Here is a 17,092-nt window from a genome sequence, read left to right on the forward strand (position 1 = left end):
CTTTGTTGTCCTCATTCTCCGGCGACCAAGTGCTCTACATCAAATCCAAGAAGCCGTATCCCCCGAATTGAGCGATTGTTGAATGGCGGCCGCGTTTGGTCACCCCAACCGAGCAACTCCATCACACAGGCTTCGGCAAATCCGTTTAGCTTATAGCTGCCAAACACACAGTCATAGGCTCGATCAATTGCATCACCACGGCCAGACAACAGGTACCTAACCGTTTTGACAACGGCCTCGCGTGTATTGTTCGCCTGAAAATCAAGGCGCAAACGCTCGAGGCCAGTCAAGTCTTCGCCCAGGTCTTTCGATGCAAAGCGCAGTCGTTCAAGAAAGGCGTGACACCCTGTCAAATAGTGGAACAAGTCGTCGTAGCTGAGTTGCTCAAGTTCAGAGGGGTCACAAAGGTAGGTTCGAATGTTTGCGATGTTCTCGATTTCCGAGGAGGCGTGGTAGGCGTCACCCTTCACGGTATCGTCAGTCGACTGCCAAAGGTCCACGTAGTGCGCTATGCGACTTGCCCGTTGCCCGGGATCAGTCAAAAGTGTCGTCTCACGCCACCCGTTGCCTCCACCCTGTGTAAGTCTCAACCAACCTAGGAAACGCCCCATTTCGATCTGAGGGTCCTGTCCGGAATACTCTGGGCGCCCAAACCCGTGCTCTTTCGCGACGGTAAGGATCTCGTGGTGGGCTGGAACCAGCACCTCGTCGTATTTGCGACGAAAGCTCTGGATGAACGAACGTTCCTTCGTTTTCTTCTCACTCCCCACGACGACACTTGTTGGGGCTGCAGGTTTCACAAAGTTATGAATGAACTTTTCAAACGCTTCTTCGCCCTGCGGCTTTTCCTTCGATTTGAACGCCTTGGTATACTCGCGCAGCACTCCCTCGTTTAGGACGTCAGCATCACTCCACAAGTCATCGAAGATTTGGGGTAAATCGTAGAATGCCTCGTCACGGTCCTGCCTCAACAGAACGGATAGTTCGCGGTTCGCCTGCAAGCCACTTGTCGTGAGATTGGCTGACCCAACAAGGGCCACGTCATCGACGATGTAAAGCTTAGTGTGAAACTTTGCATCGGTGAAGTATCTCACTTTCACCTTCGGGTTTTCGAACGCAGCGCGCAGGGCCTCTGGTGTGGTGGCCGGAGAGAACCTGACAACAAGGCGAACTTCGCAACCCCTGTTGGTCAGCGCGTCGATGGGTGCTGTTGTCGTGAAGAACGGAGCGGCCAGAAGCCCTGCTCTTGGATTTATGCCCGCTTCCATAAAAAAGCTTATGGTGAAACCGGTACCAGAAGTGTTGCCGTAAAAATCCCTCAGCGCCATAGTATCCCCGTTGCATTAGTCTATTCACGGTATTGCAGGTGGATTTCAAAATTCAGAAATCGCAGTCAGTCAGAATTCGGCCATTTTGAACAAGCGACCATCCCGACCGTCATCATGCAGTCGCGCTACAACCTCTTCGTCCGAGAACCGAATGGGTTTGTCCTCCAAGTCACGAGGTAAATCAGTGTCAATTAGCGTGAAAATGTATTGGCATTTCGCAGACGCAATCTGTTCTCGAATTACGGCTAATAGGCTGTTTTTCTTTCGATTATCTAAACCTTCGAACACACCGTCATGGTACACAAACCGAAAGAATGGTGCATCCTCATACACTTTTAGAAGCGCTAAATCGAAAAGAACACAGATCAGTTTCTGGTAGCTTGTTCCGTCTGACAAGTTGGATGTAGTGGTTGAACTTCCTTGCAATGACAACCCAACCTCATAATCGAAATTGTTTTGCTTGTTGACGCGGAAGTAGACTATCCCGTCGTGGTTCAACACACGCTTGCAGTAAGCATTGAAGGTATCTCTAAAACGTTCGAAAAGAGGGTTAGCTCTTTCAATCATTACCTTAAGTTCATCCGCAACTCGGCCACGTGTCCGTTCAACTTCACGTAGGTCCCTCGCTGCTTCTGCAACAAATTCTAGTTTACGCTTTTGCTCCTCCAAGTACACCAATCGGGCCTTGTGTTCGGCAAGACCTTTTTGCAATTCCTTGAATTTTTCAAACGTGTCGGTAGCCTGCATGAATTGTAGCCGGTGCGACCGCTGCGCATCCAGTTCACGCTTCCTTTCAGACAGCGCCAGCCTTTTGTCCTCAAGGTTTGTTCTTTGCTTGCGAAGTGCGGTATTTCGCTCTCTAGTAATCTTCCTATTGAATGCCACCAGCTGCTCATAGTCGCGAGATAGTTGCTCCGGGAAATGCAGTTCAACTTCCTCGAAAATGGATTTCACATCATTCAGGTCAAACTTGTCTTTGTGGCTTAGTGCCTCGTCGATCTGCCGAATATCAAATCTCAAGTTATACAGAGATGATGAAATTGCAGAGATTTCGGTTTCGATCTCATTTACTAGATCACGAACCAGTTTCTTCTCTTCCTCATCGAAACTGAAAGCGTCCAACGCCTCTTCGCTCGATCTAATATCTTGAATTAATGATGAAATTTGTGCATTCAGTTGGGGCAGCTGATCCTCTGAAAACTGCACTTCTCCTTGGAGATGGTCTAGTTTTGCTTTTTGCTCAGAGTACTCTTCGTCTAGACTATATTTCTGCTGCACTAACTGATCATTGAAGGCAAAAAGCCTAGCAATGAACGGCTTCCAAGTTTGGTCCTTAGAAGATGCGAATTTCTGGAGCTTAAGCTCATCATCCCAGTCACTTTGAGCGCGTAGAAAGTAGGTTATTGCCTTTCTGTAGGTGAATGGTTTCAGAATACGCAGATCGAGCCAGCTATCCAAAATAACCACAGCATCGCCTCTACTGAGTTCAAAATGATCCCAGCCGTCTTCCGAAACATCAATAAATGATTCCTTTGGTTCGTCGTGTAGAGCAAGCGAAACCAAGTTTGGATCATCCACCCCACGGCGCACGGTCGCAAATTGCCCACTGTTCAGCGCAATCTCAATAAAGAACTCAAAGCCTTCGAACAGATTCTTGTTTTTAAAAAGAAAGTGGCCCTGCGACATACCTTTCAACATCAGAAAGTCGATTAGATGAAGAAGCGTAGTCTTTCCAAGATTGTGGGAGTCACGAGCATCATCTGACGGGTGGCGAATTTCGCCGAGGACGGCGTTTAAGCATGTCGCGTCTTCCCCAAAATTGAACTCGATGGGAGTGAAGACTTCATCACGGTTGCTGTACAAGCGGCTAATTTGCATTAGCAACTCCTACTAACTCGACCACATCGTTCTTAGTGTGGTACTCCACGCGCCCTAGCAGAAACAGAAAGCGCAGCGCTGGTAGAAACATCAGTTCACCATCTTCGCCGACGCGCCGTACGATCAGCTTTCGCAGCCCTTCAAACGTGGCGGCACCTTTGCGCTTTAGTTCCTTCAGGATCACACCGGCTACACGGACCAGAGAAGTATCGAGGTCCAAATGTTTTTCAGCTGTCAACATCGTCAAGCCACCAACTCTTCTTCGCTTTTCACGCCGATATCGCAGTTGCAGTACATGTAGTGCAAGAGGATACCTACGAGCCTTCGTTTGCCTCGCAGGGCCATTCTCTGGCTCTGCACCTTGTCATAGAGAAAGGTGAACACCCTGTCGAAATCCTCAAAGTGCACACGTTCTGCGATAATCTTCTGTTTCAGTTCGTCAGCGGCATCATGATACAGCTCCCTGAACTCTGAGTTTCGCGGGTTTTTTAAGAAGCGTTCAATTTTTCCGAAGTGCAGCATGGATTCAGCTTCAATTACCTGCTCATAAAACTCTTTAGACAGGCCGTTGATGGGGTTTTTCTTCGCCTTGATCGAAATGGTGTCAAACGACTGGGCGCTATCGAAAGCCTCATCGATATGACCGTCAGAATAATCATGTAGCGCTGAAATCACTTCTATTATTTCGTCTGGCTCGAACGAGAACGGCTGTGTGTCTCTAGCGTTAGGCAAAGATTTTGCCAAATTTGGTTTGTTTTCAAGCTCTAGGTGCTGCCGCTCAAGGCTGATGATGTGCGCGGATTTCAATCCTAGGGCGATCAATTCGGCATGGATTTTTTCTTCCGCCCCCCCTGTCAACTTGCGGTTGGCGAAGAGAATGTAGTGATCGCACAACTCGTTTTCGATGAGCTTTTTGACACGAGGGTATTCCTTTACCTTCAATTCTCGTTGAAATGGCTTGTCAGAATATGAGGCTATCGGCGACGATGCATGCTTTGCTTGAAGGACTACTTTGCCTTCCAATGGCTTACTTCTGCTGGGGAACGAGTTTGCAGTACCAGTGAACTTTCCGTCCCGCCCTCCGTCTGGCCCTGCGGCAAATGGTGTTACACCTTCACCAAGCCATTCGACTGCTATCTTTACGATGAGATCTTCGAAGTCATCGTCACTCAGTTCGTACAGTCGAAAATCTCTGCGCATGTGTTACTCAAAAAATGATTTTTAGTTTCAACCATGACGTTAGAGACCCTAGACTCGTGCGGTCAAGTGGTTCAGCACAAATCTAATGCAGTCTTTGGGTGGGGGTTATGAAAAGCTTTGGGTGAGGGTTATGAAAAGCATCTGACCGAATTTTGCACCCATAAGGCACCCAGCCAATCGAGCGTTTAAGCGTTGCACATGTGAAAAAGTTGCAAGAACTTGTTTTCAATCGATTTAAATGGTGCCCGGGGGCGGAATCGAACCACCGACACGAGGATTTTCAATCCACTGCTCTACCCCTGAGCTACCCGGGCACGGAAAGGCTGTTCGCCTTGGGTGTGGGCCTTCTATGACGTGTGCATGACCGTGTCCAGAGGCTTTTTCAAAGAAATTCGCTAATGTTTCGTTTCGCGGGAATTTGCGGCTTCTTCCAGAGCGTTTTCAATGTCTTCCGGGTCCGTGCTCGGGGTCGCGTAAGCGCCGTTCAGCCACTTCGCAAGATCAATGTCAGCACAGCGGCGCGAACAGAACGGGCGGTAGTCCTTTTGGGTTTCCTCTGCGCAAATCGGGCAGCTCACGCCAAGACCTCCTTCAGCGGGATGCGGCCACGTTTCCGCTGCAACTCGAAGTGGCCAAGCGTGGTCCAGCCCACCAGTACCGTGTCTTCGCTATCGCTGCGGAAGCTGGCCCGCAGAGCCGTTTCAAAGGCGCGGCGATCCTTCTTGGGCATGGGAGCGGGATCGATCACAATCTGCCCCCCTAGCCCGCGCAGGCGCAGAGCCCGGGCGAGGGATTTGGCGCAGGCCATGTTCGCCTTCACCCCAGCGGCCAGCGAGGTGTCCGCGCCGGTGTTCACATCCACCGCAACCAGGGCGCGGGTCTGTTCGATAAACAAAAACGCGCCGCCGCTGAGAGGTTCGCGAATACCCCGCACTGTCTCCAGAGCATCTAGCACGCCCAGACGTTCAAATCCGCCAGCCTCGCGCTCAATATCTGCCGGATCGGTCCAGTCACGCCACGCCAACAGGTGCGGTGTATCGCCCTCTGCCAGGGCCTCTGGCCCGCTACCGGCATCCTCCAGCACCTGGGACGCCAGCGAAACCATAGCAAGAATGTCTTCTTCAATGTCAGCACTATCAGCGCCGTCGCAGGCGGATCGCAGGATCAGGCCATAGCCGCTGTCACCCATCGCGTCATGAGCAATTTCCAACAAGCGGTCACGCTCCTCCTCGTCACGGATCGAGCGGGAGATATTGAGCCCGGGAGCCTCGGGTGTGATGATGGCGTAGCGGCTTTTGAACAGCAGCTTTTGAGAGACAGGCAGTGCTTTGCCCGCTTCGGCATAGCCCGTCAGCTGGACCAGCAACTCCTGTCCGGGCGCCAGACCTTTGACTTGGCGTAAAAAGGCAGGACCATCCGGCGTTGTCAGGAACATGCCTCCCTGCCCCTTGACGGGTCGATCAGCCCGGGCACGGTAGATCGTCCCGGGGGTCGGCGCATCGCTGTCGATCAGCAAATCCTCAAGCTGGCCATCCACCATGAGTGCGGCGGCTTCGCGGCCGTCGATGTGGTCGAGAATGATTGTACGGCCCTTCATGCGGCGGCCTCCTTGTTTGGTGTCCAGCCCGCCCCGCGCAACAGGGCAGCAGTTTCGGCCAATGGCAGGCCGACAATTCCCGTAAAAGATCCATTGATCCAAGGGATAAGCGCCCCCGCAGGCCCCTGAATGGCATAGGCACCCGCCTTGCCATGCCAGTCCCCGGTCGCGAGGTAGCCGTTCAGCTCTTCATCCGAGAGCCGCTTCATCTTCACAGCACTCACCACATCGCGGGACCAGATCCGATCCCCCCGTCGTACGGCGACAGATGTGATCACCTGATGACGGCGGCCGGACAGGGCCAACAGAAATTGGGCGGCCTCTGCAGCATCTTCCGGCTTTCCAAGGATCCGACGCCCAAGGGCGACAGTTGTGTCGGCACAGAGGATCACATCCTCTGAAGCGGCAGAAATAGCCTCAGCTTTCTGGCGGGCAATGCGAGCGCAATAAAGACGCGGCAATTCCCTCGGCTTTGGCGTTTCGTCGATGTCCGGCGGGCAGACCGCATCCGGGGTGATTCCCAATTGGGCCAGTAACTCCAGCCTGCGCGGACTGCCCGATCCAAGAATGAATGCCATGTCTGGCCCTTTTGTCCTATGGCGCAGCGGGGCTGCACTTAATGTTGGCTTTAGCCCAGTCATATCCGGTTCATCGAGGCTGAAAAACCCCAACTGGTCATCGCAGTGGGTGCGTTCAAATGACACTTGGTCGATTGCAGGCGCCCCAAAACAAAAGCCCGGCTAAGGCCGGGCTTGTGTTACTTGATGGATACCAGCGCTTATTTGAAGCGATAGTTGATCCGTCCTTTGGTCAGATCGTATGGTGTCATCTCGACCTGTACCTTGTCGCCAGCCAGAACGCGGATGCGGTTTTTGCGCATCTTGCCTGCCGTATGTGCGATGATCTCATGGCCGTTTTCCAGCTCGACCCGAAACGTCGCATTGGGCAGGAGTTCCTTCACGACACCGGGAAATTCGAGCGTATCTTCCTTGGCCATGTTATCTCCATAATGATGGTTTCCCGCGAGTCTGCGGGACGTGCGCTTAAATGAGCGCTTTTTCCCTGATTTTCAAGGGCGCAATCACCGCAGCGGACATATTGTGACTGTTTTCCCCGGTTCGGACCTTTCATCCCAATGGGTTCGGTTGCGTACGACACCGTTGCGGCGCACCTCGGCGATTGCCTTGAGGTCGACATCAGCATAGGTCCAGCCTGGTTTGTTCAGCACCCCTTCGGCCAGCACGCCGGTGGCCGGGAATCCTGTGTCAGGGGGACCGAATATGCCGCCCATGCCAGTGTTCTGGTCCACCGCTTTGGACCAGTCAGCGGGGCCGACGATAGATGACATGACTGAAACACACTGGTTTTCAAGCGCGCGGGCCATGGCGCCAATGCGCACCCGCCAGTAGCCCGCCAGCGCCTCCGTGCAGGACGGCACCAGCAACAGATCCACATCTGCTAGCGCGCGGCCCAGCAGAGGAAACTCACTGTCGTAGCAAATCAGGATACCAATCTTTCCCAGTTCGGTGTCAAACACCCTGAGTGCATCTCCACCGGTCACATCCCAGGGGGCGCGTTCGAACATGGTCATGATCTGTTTGTCCTGAACTCCCTTGTGTCCATTCGGCGCATAAAGGGTCGCGCGGTTGACAGGACGTGCACCGCCATCAAAAACCGGCGCAGATGCACCAAGGATATGCACATTGAATTCAGCCGCGAGACGCAAGTGCAGTGCATCAACATCCGGTATGCGCCGGGAGACCGCATGCAAGGATCGCTCCAGATCGCCCGCCACCGCTGCGCCGTCCAAAGTTGACAGTTCCATCGCGCCATATTCGGGAAATACCAGAAGATCTGCGCCTTCCTCTGAGGCCTCCTGCACCCATCGGACGATCTTCGCCTCATAAGCGGACCAGTCATCGAACCAATCAAGCGGATAGGCAGCGGCAGCAATTTTCATCAAAGGGTCCATATTCGTTGGTGTCAGGTCAGACGGCGAGACCAAAACTGAAGCGGTTTTCGGGTCTCGTCCACCTCTCCCACATCCCGCCAGGAGAAACCGGCGACCACGCCGGGCATGGGTTCATAACCGCGCTTGCGCCAGAAATCATCCAGAGCGCGATAGTTCAGCGGTTTGGCCGGATGGTCAGCCGATCGCTGCACGCTGCAAAATGCCGAAACCGCATAGCCAAACTCCCTGGCATGCGCCTCCCGCAGGTCAAAGAACCGATGCCCCAAGCCCATTCCGCGATACTCCGGCAAAAGAACAGATTCGGCGCAATAAAAGACGTCCTTTAGCGCCAGACCTGTCCCCGCGAAAGCGGCTGCAAAATCATCGGCATGATCAATGAGAGGCGCGCCGGTTGAGGCCCCGATCAGCCGCTCCCCGTCCCATGCGCCGACCACCACAGACTGGTCACTGTCCAGATAGCTTTGAAGATAGCTGCGTTCATAAGCCAGATCCCCATCGTAGAGATAGGGCCAATCCCGGAATACAGCGATCCGCAGGCGGGCGACGTCGTCCATCACCTGCGCCAGCGCTGCGCCGCGCAGGCTCTGCAGACGCAGCCCCATCAGGCTGAGACCTGTGCCATCCAATCCGCAAGGTTATAGTACGTCGTCACACGCGTGATCTTGCCATCTTCCAGATCAAAGAACGACCCGGCAGGCAGGCGATAGGTTTGCTGACGCGCCTCCGGTAGCCCTGCATCTGTTTCAAGATAGGTGCCGTTCACGACATACTCGGCGGCTGCGCGTTTGCCATCTTCGTTGGCGAACACCACCATGTCGGTGAGGGATTCATCATAGCAGCGGCTCATGTGGTTGCAGAACTCCGCAAACAGCGCCTTGCCGATGCGGATCTTGCCCTCATTCACATGGTGGGCCACGTCGTCCGACAGGCAGTCAAGCATGGCGTCGGTGTCTTTTGCGTTGAAGGCCTCAAAATAGCGGGTGACGGTGCTGTTCATTTTATCTCCAACGGGTTGCCCCAGCGCTCTGTCAGGCGCTGGATAATCTGGGATCGGGTTTGCCTGTAACTGTCTAGCTTGGCGTCCCGGGTTTCCCCCAGTCCAGTTGGGTCCATAATTGGCCAATATTCGACATCAAGGTGGAAAAACCGCGTCAGTTCCAGCGCCCGGCGCTGACTGGCGGGGGACAGCGCCACCACCAGGTCGAAGGAGGACAGGTCGTCCCCCCACTGTTCCATCTCGTCGAAGGACCGTGACCGATGGCGCGACAGTTCCACACCGATCTCTTGGCAGACCGCGATGCAGAAGCCGTCAATCTCCATATCGTTCTTGACGCCGACTGACTGTACATAGGTGCCGGAGCCATAAAACTGTTTCATAATCCCCTCTGCCATCGGGGATCTGACCGCGTTGTGGTCACAGCAGAACAGGATCGACTGCGGCAACTCGCTCACGCTTCAGCCTCCAAAATGCAATACGCAAATCAGGGTGAAGAGACGGCGCGCCGTGTCGGTATCAATTTCCGCCTTGCCCTCCAGCCGCTCCTGCAAGACACGGCTGCCTTCGTTATGAATACCCCGGCGGGCCATGTCGATGGTTTCGATCTGACTGGGCGGCAGGGTTTTGACAGCCGTGAAGTAGCTCTCGCAGATCTGGTAGTAGTCTTTGACCACCTGACGGAACGGTGACAGCGCCAGGTGAAATTCCGCCGCCTTTTCGCCAGCCTCAGATGCAACATCAAAGACCAGCCGTTTGTCGCGGATGGCAAGCCCCAGATGGTAGGGCCCCTCAGGCGCCGCTCGCTCACCACGCACCGGTAGCGCAAAACTGTTGTCCTCGATCAGGTCGAAAATCGCGACCCGACGCTCCTGCTCAATTTCGGGCGTCGGCGGCGGCAGGTTGCGGTCATCAAGGTCGATTTTGCTGATGCGGCTCATGGGTCAGGTCTCTGTGCGCAGATTATGTGGATAACTGACTAGCCGATGGTCGGTGCCACGGCAATCCGCAGGGCACAGTTGTGCCGTAACGATGTGCCAGCGCCACCATCCATACACACGGGCAGCCCGCAGCCTGCCTCCCCGCACTCCTGCTCCCTATGCTCAGCGGTTCAGCCGATCCAGGCGCGCCCGGATTGACAGGCCATGCGCTTCCAGGCTTTCGCTTTTGGCCAGCGTTTCGGCTGCCGGGCCGATTGCGCGCAACGCTTCCGGCGTCATTTCGCTCAACGTGGTGCGCTTCAGGAAATCCATCACCGACAGGCCGGACGAGAACCGCGCCGATCGGGCCGTTGGCAGCACATGGTTCGGCCCGCCGATATAATCCCCGATCGCTTCGGGTGTGTACGGGCCAAGGAAAATCGCGCTAAGCGTGAATGGTTTTCTCACTGAGCGCACGAGCGTCTGCAACGCAGAGCTCCAGGTGTTCCGGGGCGATGCGATTGGACAGCTGTGCTGCCACATCCAGATCAGGCACAACGATCACCGCGCCGTAGTCCCGCCAGCTGGGGTCGGCGATGGCGGAGCGGTCCAGTGTCTGCAGACGCGCCTCTACCGCATCAGCCACAGACCGGCCAAATGCCTCGTCATCCGTAATCAGGATCGATTGCGCACTTTCATCGTGCTCTGCCTGGCTGAGAAGGTCGAGCGCAATCCAGTCGGGATCGTTGTCCTTATCCGCAATGACCAGAATTTCCGACGGGCCAGCAATCATATCGATGCCGACCTTGCCAAAAACCCGCCGTTTCGCTGCCGCGACAAACGCATTGCCGGGGCCGGTGATCTTGTCGACTGGAGCGATAGTCTCAGTCCCATAGGCGAGGGCCGCAACTGCCTGCGCGCCGCCGACACGGTAGATTTCATCGACACCGGACAGGCGGGCCGCCAGCAATACCAGCGGGTTTATCTGTCCATCCGGCGTGGGAACCACCACTGCCAGTCGTTCGACACCCGCCACTTTCGCCGGAACTGCATTCATCAGGACCGATGACGGATAGCTCGCCAGACCACCCGGCACATAAAGACCAGCCGCCGACACTGCCGACCAGCGCCACCCGAGTGAAGCCCCGGCGTCGTCCTGCCATTCGGCGTTCTGAGGCATCTGCCGCACATGATAGGCGCGGATACGCTCCACCGCCAGCTCCAGTGCGGCGCGTTCCTCAACCGATACGTCCTCAATCGCGGCATCAATCTCAGCGTCCGAAATGCGCAGTTGATCCGCAGTCAATGGCAAACGGTCGAATTTCGCGGTCAGCTCAATCAGCGCCGCATCGCCACGGGCACGCACATCCGCGATGATGTCGGCAACCACCGCATCCACATCGGGGCTGTCTTCGCGTTTTGCCCCCAGAAGGGTTGCAAACGCCTGATCAAAATCAGCATCGGACGCGTTCAGAAAAACGGGCATTATGGCTCTCCTTTGAGCCTGCAATATAGCCCCCTGCCCGCAGTCTCAAGATGGTTGCACATATTGACGTCAGTCGAGCGCCTGCCGCGCAAGCGACGGGATTGCATCTGCCGCCAGAGCATTATCCAACGGGCATAGCATCAGCACATCGTTTCTCGGCTGGCCCTCCACGACAACAGAGCGCGGGCGCAGGCCAAACGGACGGAACCCTGCGTCTTCATAAAGCCTCCGCGCCGCATGGTTTTCCTGATCCACGCATAACTCCACCTGCTTCAGCCCCCGCGCGCGGGCCTGATCCAGGACCCGTGTCAAAAGGGCTTTGGCCAACCCCCGACGCTGATAGGACGCTGAGATGTAGAAGGGGCCAAGATCCGCTGTATGCGAAAGGCGCGACAGCCCGCCCTGACGCAAAACCGCAAAGCCCACCAATTGATCGCCAAGAAACGCGCCCCAGTAAGCACCGCTCTCAAACCCGTTGATCAGGCTCGCATCCGGGATGCCATCCGCCTCTTCTGCAGTCATCAAGAACGAGGCCGGAAATGCGGTCAGACCTTCGCGCCACAAGACACGAAGATCGGCAAGATCAGCGCCCACCAACTGGCGCAGCATCATGTCTCGTGCCGAGGAGCCTGCCCGGACGGCGCCTGATAGGGACGTGTCACATCGCGCAGGGTGACCTCAACCGCCTCAACGGCAAGCCGGATGGCCCCATCACCGGCAAGGGTCAGAACAATATGCCCGTCGCCATCAGACCCCGGCTCAAAACTCAGCGACAGCAACGACAGGATCAGGTCGCGCTCCTTCCGATCGATGCCCTGCGAGGCCACCGACAACACCTGATCGACGACCAGCACACTTTGCACCCGTTCATAAGGTCGACCACGCTTTTCGGCAGAATCTTTGTCTTCCCACCGGAACCGGTTCAACAGCAACGCAAAGCGCCGCTCCGCAGGTCGCCAGCTGATCTCCGTCACCGGAAACACAGCATCCTGCGCGAGCGAGGCAATAATCTCCAGATCCTCAGCGCCAAGCGCGCCAAGGTTCAGCGGCGCCTCGCGCCCGTCGTCGAAGGTTGCATCTGACATTACTGCTCCTGGATCCGTTCAATCTTGGCACCGACCGAGGACAGCTTGCGCACCACATGTTCGTACCCACGGTCCAGATGGTAGACACGGCTAACGGTTGTCTCACCTTCAGCCGCAAGACCTGCAAGAATCAAGGAGACCGAAGCCCGCAGATCGGTCGCCATCACTGGCGCACCCTTCAGTTTTTCGACGCCCGTTACCGTGGCGTGACCACCTTGCACGTCAATCTGTGCGCCCATACGTATCAGTTCCGGCGCATGCATGAACCGGTTTTCAAAGATCTTTTCTTCCAGGACACTGGTCCCTTCAGCGGTACACATCAGCGCCATCATCTGTGCCTGCAAATCGGTCGGAAAACCGGGAAAAGGTTCAGTCACGACATCTACCGCTTTCACCCGGTTGTCACCACGGCGTACCGTCAGGCTGTTCTCATTCTCGGTAATTTCGACCCCAGCCGCCTCCAGCTTGTCGCAGAAGGCTTCGATCAGGGATCGTTTGCCGCCCAGCAGCTCCACCTCGCCACCGCAAATGGCAGGCGCCAACATATAGGTCCCCAATTCGATCCGGTCGGTGACAACCGGATGCGTGGCACCATGCAGGCGATCTACACCTTGGATCGTAATGGTGGATGTCCCCTCACCTTCGATCTGCGCGCCCATCTTACGCAGGCACTGTGCCAGGTCGACAATCTCCGGCTCACGCGCCGCGTTATTGATGACAGTCGTTCCCTTGGCCAATGTCGCGGCCATCAGCGCATTCTCAGTGGCGCCGACGGAGACCAGCGGGAAATCAATGACCCCGCCCTTCAATCCGCCCAGAGGCGCCTTGGCATGAACATAGCCATCCTTCAGATCCAACTGCGCCCCAAGCGCCTCAAGCGCCTTCAGATGCAGATCCACCGGTCGCGCACCGATGGCGCAGCCGCCGGGCAACGAGACAACAGCGTGACCATCACGCGCCAGCATCGGGCCCAGCACGAGGATCGACGCCCGCATCTTCCGCACGATATCGTAGTCGGCGGTGTGATTGTTGATGTCATGGCTCGACATGGCCAGCACTTGGCCATCCTGCAGTGTTGAAACCTCGGCCCCCAGTGACTGCAACAGCGTTGTCATGGTGCGAATGTCAGAAAGCCGCGGTGCGTTTGTCAGTGTCAGCGGCTCCTCGCTCAGCATTGTTGCTTAAGCATAAGCGTCAGGCAGGCGTTTTTTGCACCCGCGATAGGGATCTGCCCTTTCAGTGGGCCATTCCCCGTCACCAAAATCGAATCCATCTGCCCTTACTCCTTAGAACTGCCTGTTGTGGGGTCGTCTGCCGGACCGCCGGTTCCGTCATCTTTGACCGCACGCGCCTTCGCCTGGGCCTTGCGACGGCCCATATTCGCCTTCAATGCGGCCTTCAACCGATCTTCACGCGTTGACGCTGACCCGCCATGTTTTGCTGTTTTCTTCTCTGCCATAGATCTTCTGTACCGGAGTGTGAAAAAACCGTCCAGAATGCTCTTGCGCCCCAGTTCGTTTATGCCTAAAAGCCCCCTCACCGGCGCTGCTGTAGCTCAGAGGTAGAGCACTCCCTTGGTAAGGGAGAGGTCGAGAGTTCAATTCTCTCCAGCAGCACCAGTCTCCCGATCAAAGACATTTCAGATACTTAGATGATGACGCATCTATTCTGAGTGCTGATCGCCATGCGTGCTCATCTGCTTGCGCCCGGCGTTTTCCGGCCTTGGACATGCGGCACATATGAGACCGTCCGGACCAAGTGGAGCCAACCCCCACGCCCAGATCCGAATCGAGTTGACGCTGCAGCGACATTTGATTCGGGCAGACTGTTGTCCGCTCAGAGACAACAGCCCAGCTTGCTCATGACTGTCAGCGGTTAACCGCCGTTGAATCAATTTATTTGCAATTTCCAGCTCTCGAATCGCACCGGTTAAGGCCGATTTTAATTTCCATCCGCCAATCTGGATCCCGCAGGCTCACCCCTTTGCAAGTCGGGGCGGGTGCGAGGCCGCAACGATATTTGGTGCAGGAGGGTTGAATGACAGATGCAAAACAACATTGGCCGCCTGCGCCGAGACTGCGGATATTGACAGTTTCGCTCGGTACCAAACGCCAAACTGAGAAACTAGGTCATTTGAGTCACGCAAAAAAATGGGGGCCGCTGCAACGGTTTTCCAAGCACTATGCCACACGGCAGATCATACAGGCACATACTCAGTGGCTCTGGCCACTCACTAATTTTGACACGGACAAAGGCGTCTGGCTGTCGAAGATCTGCGGCCCTGACGACGGGGCGGATCTGCTCAGATCGCCAAGGTTATCTCGCCTCAGATCATGCTGGAAACGACGACGGTGCTGCACCGTGTTTGCCAAACGACAAAAAGATCAAGTGGCCTCCTGAAGCTGCTCCGCCTGAAATCCGCTTATCCATTGGAAAGATCCCGCCAAGTCCAGCGGGCTCCCTTTGAGCGCGATGCCACATCCGGTGTATCCGCTTTGCTTCAGTCGTAAGGCGCTGAAGGTCCGCCCCACCACAAGGGGCAGATCAACGCCTCGCGTCCGAACTTCTGCAGGATCGGTCTTCAAGCCACCAAAAGACGCAAATTACCGCCGACAGGGCACAACCAAACCCGACCGCCACCAAGATGAGCCGACAACCGGTCGGCCAGCCTGGCGATCAATAGAGACACCAGTGCGCAGCCTGAACCAGGCAAGCGCGAGAACCCGAGGCCGCCCTCGATAAGGAACATGTCATGTCGACGATATGGAACTCCATTTTCAGAAAAACCGCCGTGGCCGCTGCTGCTCTGACCGTGATGAGCGTTTGCGCCGGTATGCTTCCTGCACAGAGCATCAACAACAATATCAAGAGCCAACTGGACCAGTTTGTTCGCCGTGGTACCGAAGTCAGATTTGAGGGTTATCTGACGGGCTATAGCTATTGGGATAACACACCCCCTGGCAGTGCTGCCATCGCGCGCCCGGTCTTGCGGCGTCAGGCCGGTGGCACCGGGACTTATAGTGACCCGGTCACCATCGCCGTGGGCCATGCCATCCGGCGGGGACGCCAGACGTTGGATTTTCCGGCAGGCACGCGGTTCTACATAGAACGCCTGCGCAAATACGCGATCGTGGAAGACGTCTGCGGTGACGGTCATCAACCCCAAAATGGCCCCTGTCATACCGGCAAGAATGGCCGCCCGTGGCTCGATATTTATATCGGGGGCAAGCGGAATTCCGTCCGCGACACCGAAAGATGCATGAACCGACTGACCGGGATGCAGCCGATCCGCCTCAACCCCCGACGCGGCTACCCGGTGGCACGTGGTGAGATTTCAGCCAGCGGATGTCAGGTTTTTGGCCCGGTGAGCTGACACTGCTCTAGCGGGTGCGGCGCTTCAGATGCGCCAGCGCCTGCAAGACGATCCCATTTGTGTTAAGGTCGGCATGGTTTTTCATTTGGGCATACCCATCAAGGAACAAGCCACTGCTCATGCCAAAACCATCAATCCGGGCGTGCTCTTGTGCCATATTCAGCATTTTACGGGTGTGCCTACAGGGTCTGACCGCGTACCAAAGATAAGCTGCCTTGGTCGAGAAAATTCCATACGGGCTGCTGGCAACCGGTTCAAACACCACCTCGCGCTCCTTCCGATAGCTGACGTTCCAACGCGTTTCATGACCCAAGTCGAAGCCTTGGTAGACAAACCAGGGTGACGTGTCGATTGGCGTCTCAGATGGTGCAAGCAGCTGCCCGGTCTGGTCAAAGTGGTGCTTCATCGCACCCAGAAAGACATCCGTTAGCACGGCGCATTCCGCAGATGGCCCCAGCTCCACATATTCGAGCAACAGCGGCTCAGTTGGCAAGATGCCAATTTTGTCGACTGCATAGAGCAGGCTGACCGTTCTATCAGCAACGGTTTCGCCGACAAACGCCTCCCGGTAAGGAGAGCGGGTTTCCGACTGGCCCAGAGCTGGCAAAACCCGGGTCTGATAGTGCGCACAGTGTGACTGATAAGATGATTGAATACGTGTCTTAAGGATATTGTTAAGGACACCCCCCTGCATCAAACCCGCAATCCGCCATTTCCCAATCAATTGCGAGCAGGCGTCCCCAAGGGCGGTGTGCTGCGCTGCCCGTGTCACTGCGCTGGTAAGCCGGGCGAAATCACAGGCGTCGAACCCTCGTCTTTCGATCGAGGCATCCCGGACATTGATCAACGTCGGCGGGTATGCTGCGTCGCCATCCTGAATAACCGGCAGCGACGCCATGATTTTTCTGATCCGGCGATAAATCCTGTCAGCTGGCGCCAACTCCAACTCAACTGCTGCCAACAATCCAAGGATCAGGCTCCCGACATCCCACATCGTGATTTCGGAGTTGTTGAAGGACTTGCCGTTGATCTGCTTTCTAACCGTCAACGCCAATCCGGTGGCATTCATTTCTGCCTGTTCAAGATAGCTATAGGCCAGCTCGGCATCAGCCATCATAGCCGCATCGAAAACAGGTGCCTCCGGCGCCAGGCTGCTCTCACGTAGCGTGTCACGTGCCTCAAGCAGAAGCTCATGAGCGGGATCAACTATTCCTGTAGGATAGTTGAGACAGATACCATTGGCTGCTAAGCACTTTGGC

Annotated in this window: 18 protein-coding genes, 2 tRNA genes and 2 pseudogenes; 2 read left to right on the top strand and 20 right to left on the bottom strand. The window is 55.8% G+C overall.

Features of this window, described 5'->3' with window-relative positions; genetic code table 11:
* Positions 1–11: 11 nt before the first annotated feature.
* The 19 genes and pseudogenes from L0Z65_RS12510 to L0Z65_RS12600 form a co-directional block, all read right to left on the bottom strand.
* A complete protein-coding gene (locus L0Z65_RS12510) occupies positions 12–1,328 on the bottom strand; it encodes a phospholipase D-like domain-containing protein (RefSeq protein ID WP_405108055.1) in 1,317 nt (438 codons plus the stop codon).
* Positions 1,329–1,397: 69 nt separating this feature from the next.
* On the bottom strand, positions 1,398–3,206 hold the full coding sequence (locus tag L0Z65_RS12515; protein ID WP_405108058.1) for a DUF2326 domain-containing protein: 1,809 nt from the start codon (positions 3,204–3,206) through the stop codon (positions 1,398–1,400).
* A complete protein-coding gene (locus tag L0Z65_RS12520; RefSeq protein ID WP_405112546.1) occupies positions 3,196–3,447 on the bottom strand; it encodes an ABC-three component system middle component 8 in 252 nt (83 codons plus the stop codon). The genes L0Z65_RS12515 and L0Z65_RS12520 overlap by 11 nt, the downstream gene beginning before the upstream one ends.
* Positions 3,448–3,449: 2 nt before the next feature.
* Entirely contained in the window at positions 3,450–4,406 is a 957-nt protein-coding gene (locus L0Z65_RS12525) for an ABC-three component system protein (protein WP_405108061.1), read from the bottom strand.
* 239 nt (positions 4,407–4,645) lie between these two features.
* Positions 4,646–4,720: transfer RNA gene (locus tag L0Z65_RS12530), tRNA-Phe, on the bottom strand.
* An 81-nt stretch (positions 4,721–4,801) separates the two neighbouring features.
* Positions 4,802–4,984 (bottom strand): DNA gyrase inhibitor YacG, encoded by a 183-nt coding sequence (locus L0Z65_RS12535; RefSeq protein ID WP_014881230.1) that lies wholly within the window; start codon positions 4,982–4,984, stop codon positions 4,802–4,804.
* Positions 4,981–6,003, bottom strand: a complete 1,023-nt coding sequence (locus L0Z65_RS12540; protein WP_405108064.1) for a ribonuclease E/G — start codon at positions 6,001–6,003, stop codon at positions 4,981–4,983. The genes L0Z65_RS12535 and L0Z65_RS12540 overlap by 4 nt, the downstream gene beginning before the upstream one ends.
* Positions 6,000–6,581: a Maf family protein gene (locus L0Z65_RS12545; RefSeq protein ID WP_405108067.1), complete on the bottom strand. Its 582-nt coding sequence runs from the start codon at positions 6,579–6,581 to the stop codon at positions 6,000–6,002. Before L0Z65_RS12545 ends, L0Z65_RS12540 begins: the two co-directional genes overlap by 4 nt.
* Before the next feature lie 200 nt (positions 6,582–6,781).
* Complete coding sequence (gene infA, locus L0Z65_RS12550; protein WP_005978431.1) at positions 6,782–7,000, bottom strand: translation initiation factor IF-1; 219 nt, start codon at positions 6,998–7,000, stop codon at positions 6,782–6,784.
* An 84-nt stretch (positions 7,001–7,084) separates the two neighbouring features.
* Positions 7,085–7,963: a carbon-nitrogen hydrolase family protein gene (locus L0Z65_RS12555; protein WP_405108071.1), complete on the bottom strand. Its 879-nt coding sequence runs from the start codon at positions 7,961–7,963 to the stop codon at positions 7,085–7,087.
* A gap of 23 nt (positions 7,964–7,986) precedes the next feature.
* Entirely contained in the window at positions 7,987–8,577 is a 591-nt protein-coding gene (locus L0Z65_RS12560) for a GNAT family N-acetyltransferase (RefSeq protein WP_405108074.1), read from the bottom strand.
* The gene (locus L0Z65_RS12565; protein WP_405108077.1) at positions 8,577–8,972 is read right to left on the bottom strand and encodes a ketosteroid isomerase-related protein; all 396 of its coding nucleotides are present in this window, start codon (positions 8,970–8,972) and stop codon (positions 8,577–8,579) included. The genes L0Z65_RS12560 and L0Z65_RS12565 overlap by 1 nt, the downstream gene beginning before the upstream one ends.
* A complete protein-coding gene (locus L0Z65_RS12570) occupies positions 8,969–9,427 on the bottom strand; it encodes a low molecular weight phosphatase family protein (RefSeq protein WP_014873302.1) in 459 nt (152 codons plus the stop codon). Before L0Z65_RS12570 ends, L0Z65_RS12565 begins: the two co-directional genes overlap by 4 nt.
* A gap of 3 nt (positions 9,428–9,430) precedes the next feature.
* A complete protein-coding gene (locus L0Z65_RS12575; protein WP_405108080.1) occupies positions 9,431–9,910 on the bottom strand; it encodes a UPF0262 family protein in 480 nt (159 codons plus the stop codon).
* A 162-nt stretch (positions 9,911–10,072) separates the two neighbouring features.
* Positions 10,073–11,375: pseudogene (hisD, locus tag L0Z65_RS12580) on the bottom strand (histidinol dehydrogenase).
* Positions 11,376–11,444: 69 nt separating this feature from the next.
* The gene (locus tag L0Z65_RS12585) at positions 11,445–11,984 is read right to left on the bottom strand and encodes a GNAT family N-acetyltransferase (RefSeq protein WP_405108083.1); all 540 of its coding nucleotides are present in this window, start codon (positions 11,982–11,984) and stop codon (positions 11,445–11,447) included.
* Positions 11,984–12,460, bottom strand: coding sequence for a DUF2948 family protein (locus L0Z65_RS12590; protein ID WP_405108086.1), 477 nt, complete (start codon positions 12,458–12,460; stop codon positions 11,984–11,986). Before L0Z65_RS12590 ends, L0Z65_RS12585 begins: the two co-directional genes overlap by 1 nt.
* Positions 12,460–13,733, bottom strand: a pseudogene (gene murA, locus L0Z65_RS12595) (UDP-N-acetylglucosamine 1-carboxyvinyltransferase). Before murA ends, L0Z65_RS12590 begins: the two are co-directional and overlap by 1 nt.
* 6 nt (positions 13,734–13,739) lie before the next feature.
* Positions 13,740–13,919 carry a hypothetical protein gene (locus L0Z65_RS12600; RefSeq protein ID WP_096870393.1) on the bottom strand — a complete coding sequence of 60 codons (180 nt, stop codon included), beginning with the start codon at positions 13,917–13,919 and terminating at the stop codon, positions 13,740–13,742.
* An 85-nt stretch (positions 13,920–14,004) separates the two neighbouring features.
* Between L0Z65_RS12600 and L0Z65_RS12605 the strand changes: the two genes are divergently transcribed.
* Positions 14,005–14,079: transfer RNA gene (locus tag L0Z65_RS12605), tRNA-Thr, on the top strand.
* 1,133 nt (positions 14,080–15,212) lie between these two features.
* Entirely contained in the window at positions 15,213–15,833 is a 621-nt protein-coding gene (locus tag L0Z65_RS12610) for a hypothetical protein (RefSeq protein WP_405108089.1), read from the top strand.
* A gap of 7 nt (positions 15,834–15,840) precedes the next feature.
* Here L0Z65_RS12610 and L0Z65_RS12615 read toward each other — a convergent pair whose 3' ends face one another.
* Entirely contained in the window at positions 15,841–16,947 is a 1,107-nt protein-coding gene (locus L0Z65_RS12615) for a DUF3131 domain-containing protein (RefSeq protein WP_405108092.1), read from the bottom strand.
* Positions 16,948–17,092: the final 145 nt, after the last annotated feature.

Origin of the sequence: Phaeobacter sp. BS52 (genome assembly GCF_045040595.1) — a bacterium.
Taxonomy (GTDB): Bacteria; Pseudomonadota; Alphaproteobacteria; order Rhodobacterales; family Rhodobacteraceae; genus Phaeobacter; species Phaeobacter piscinae.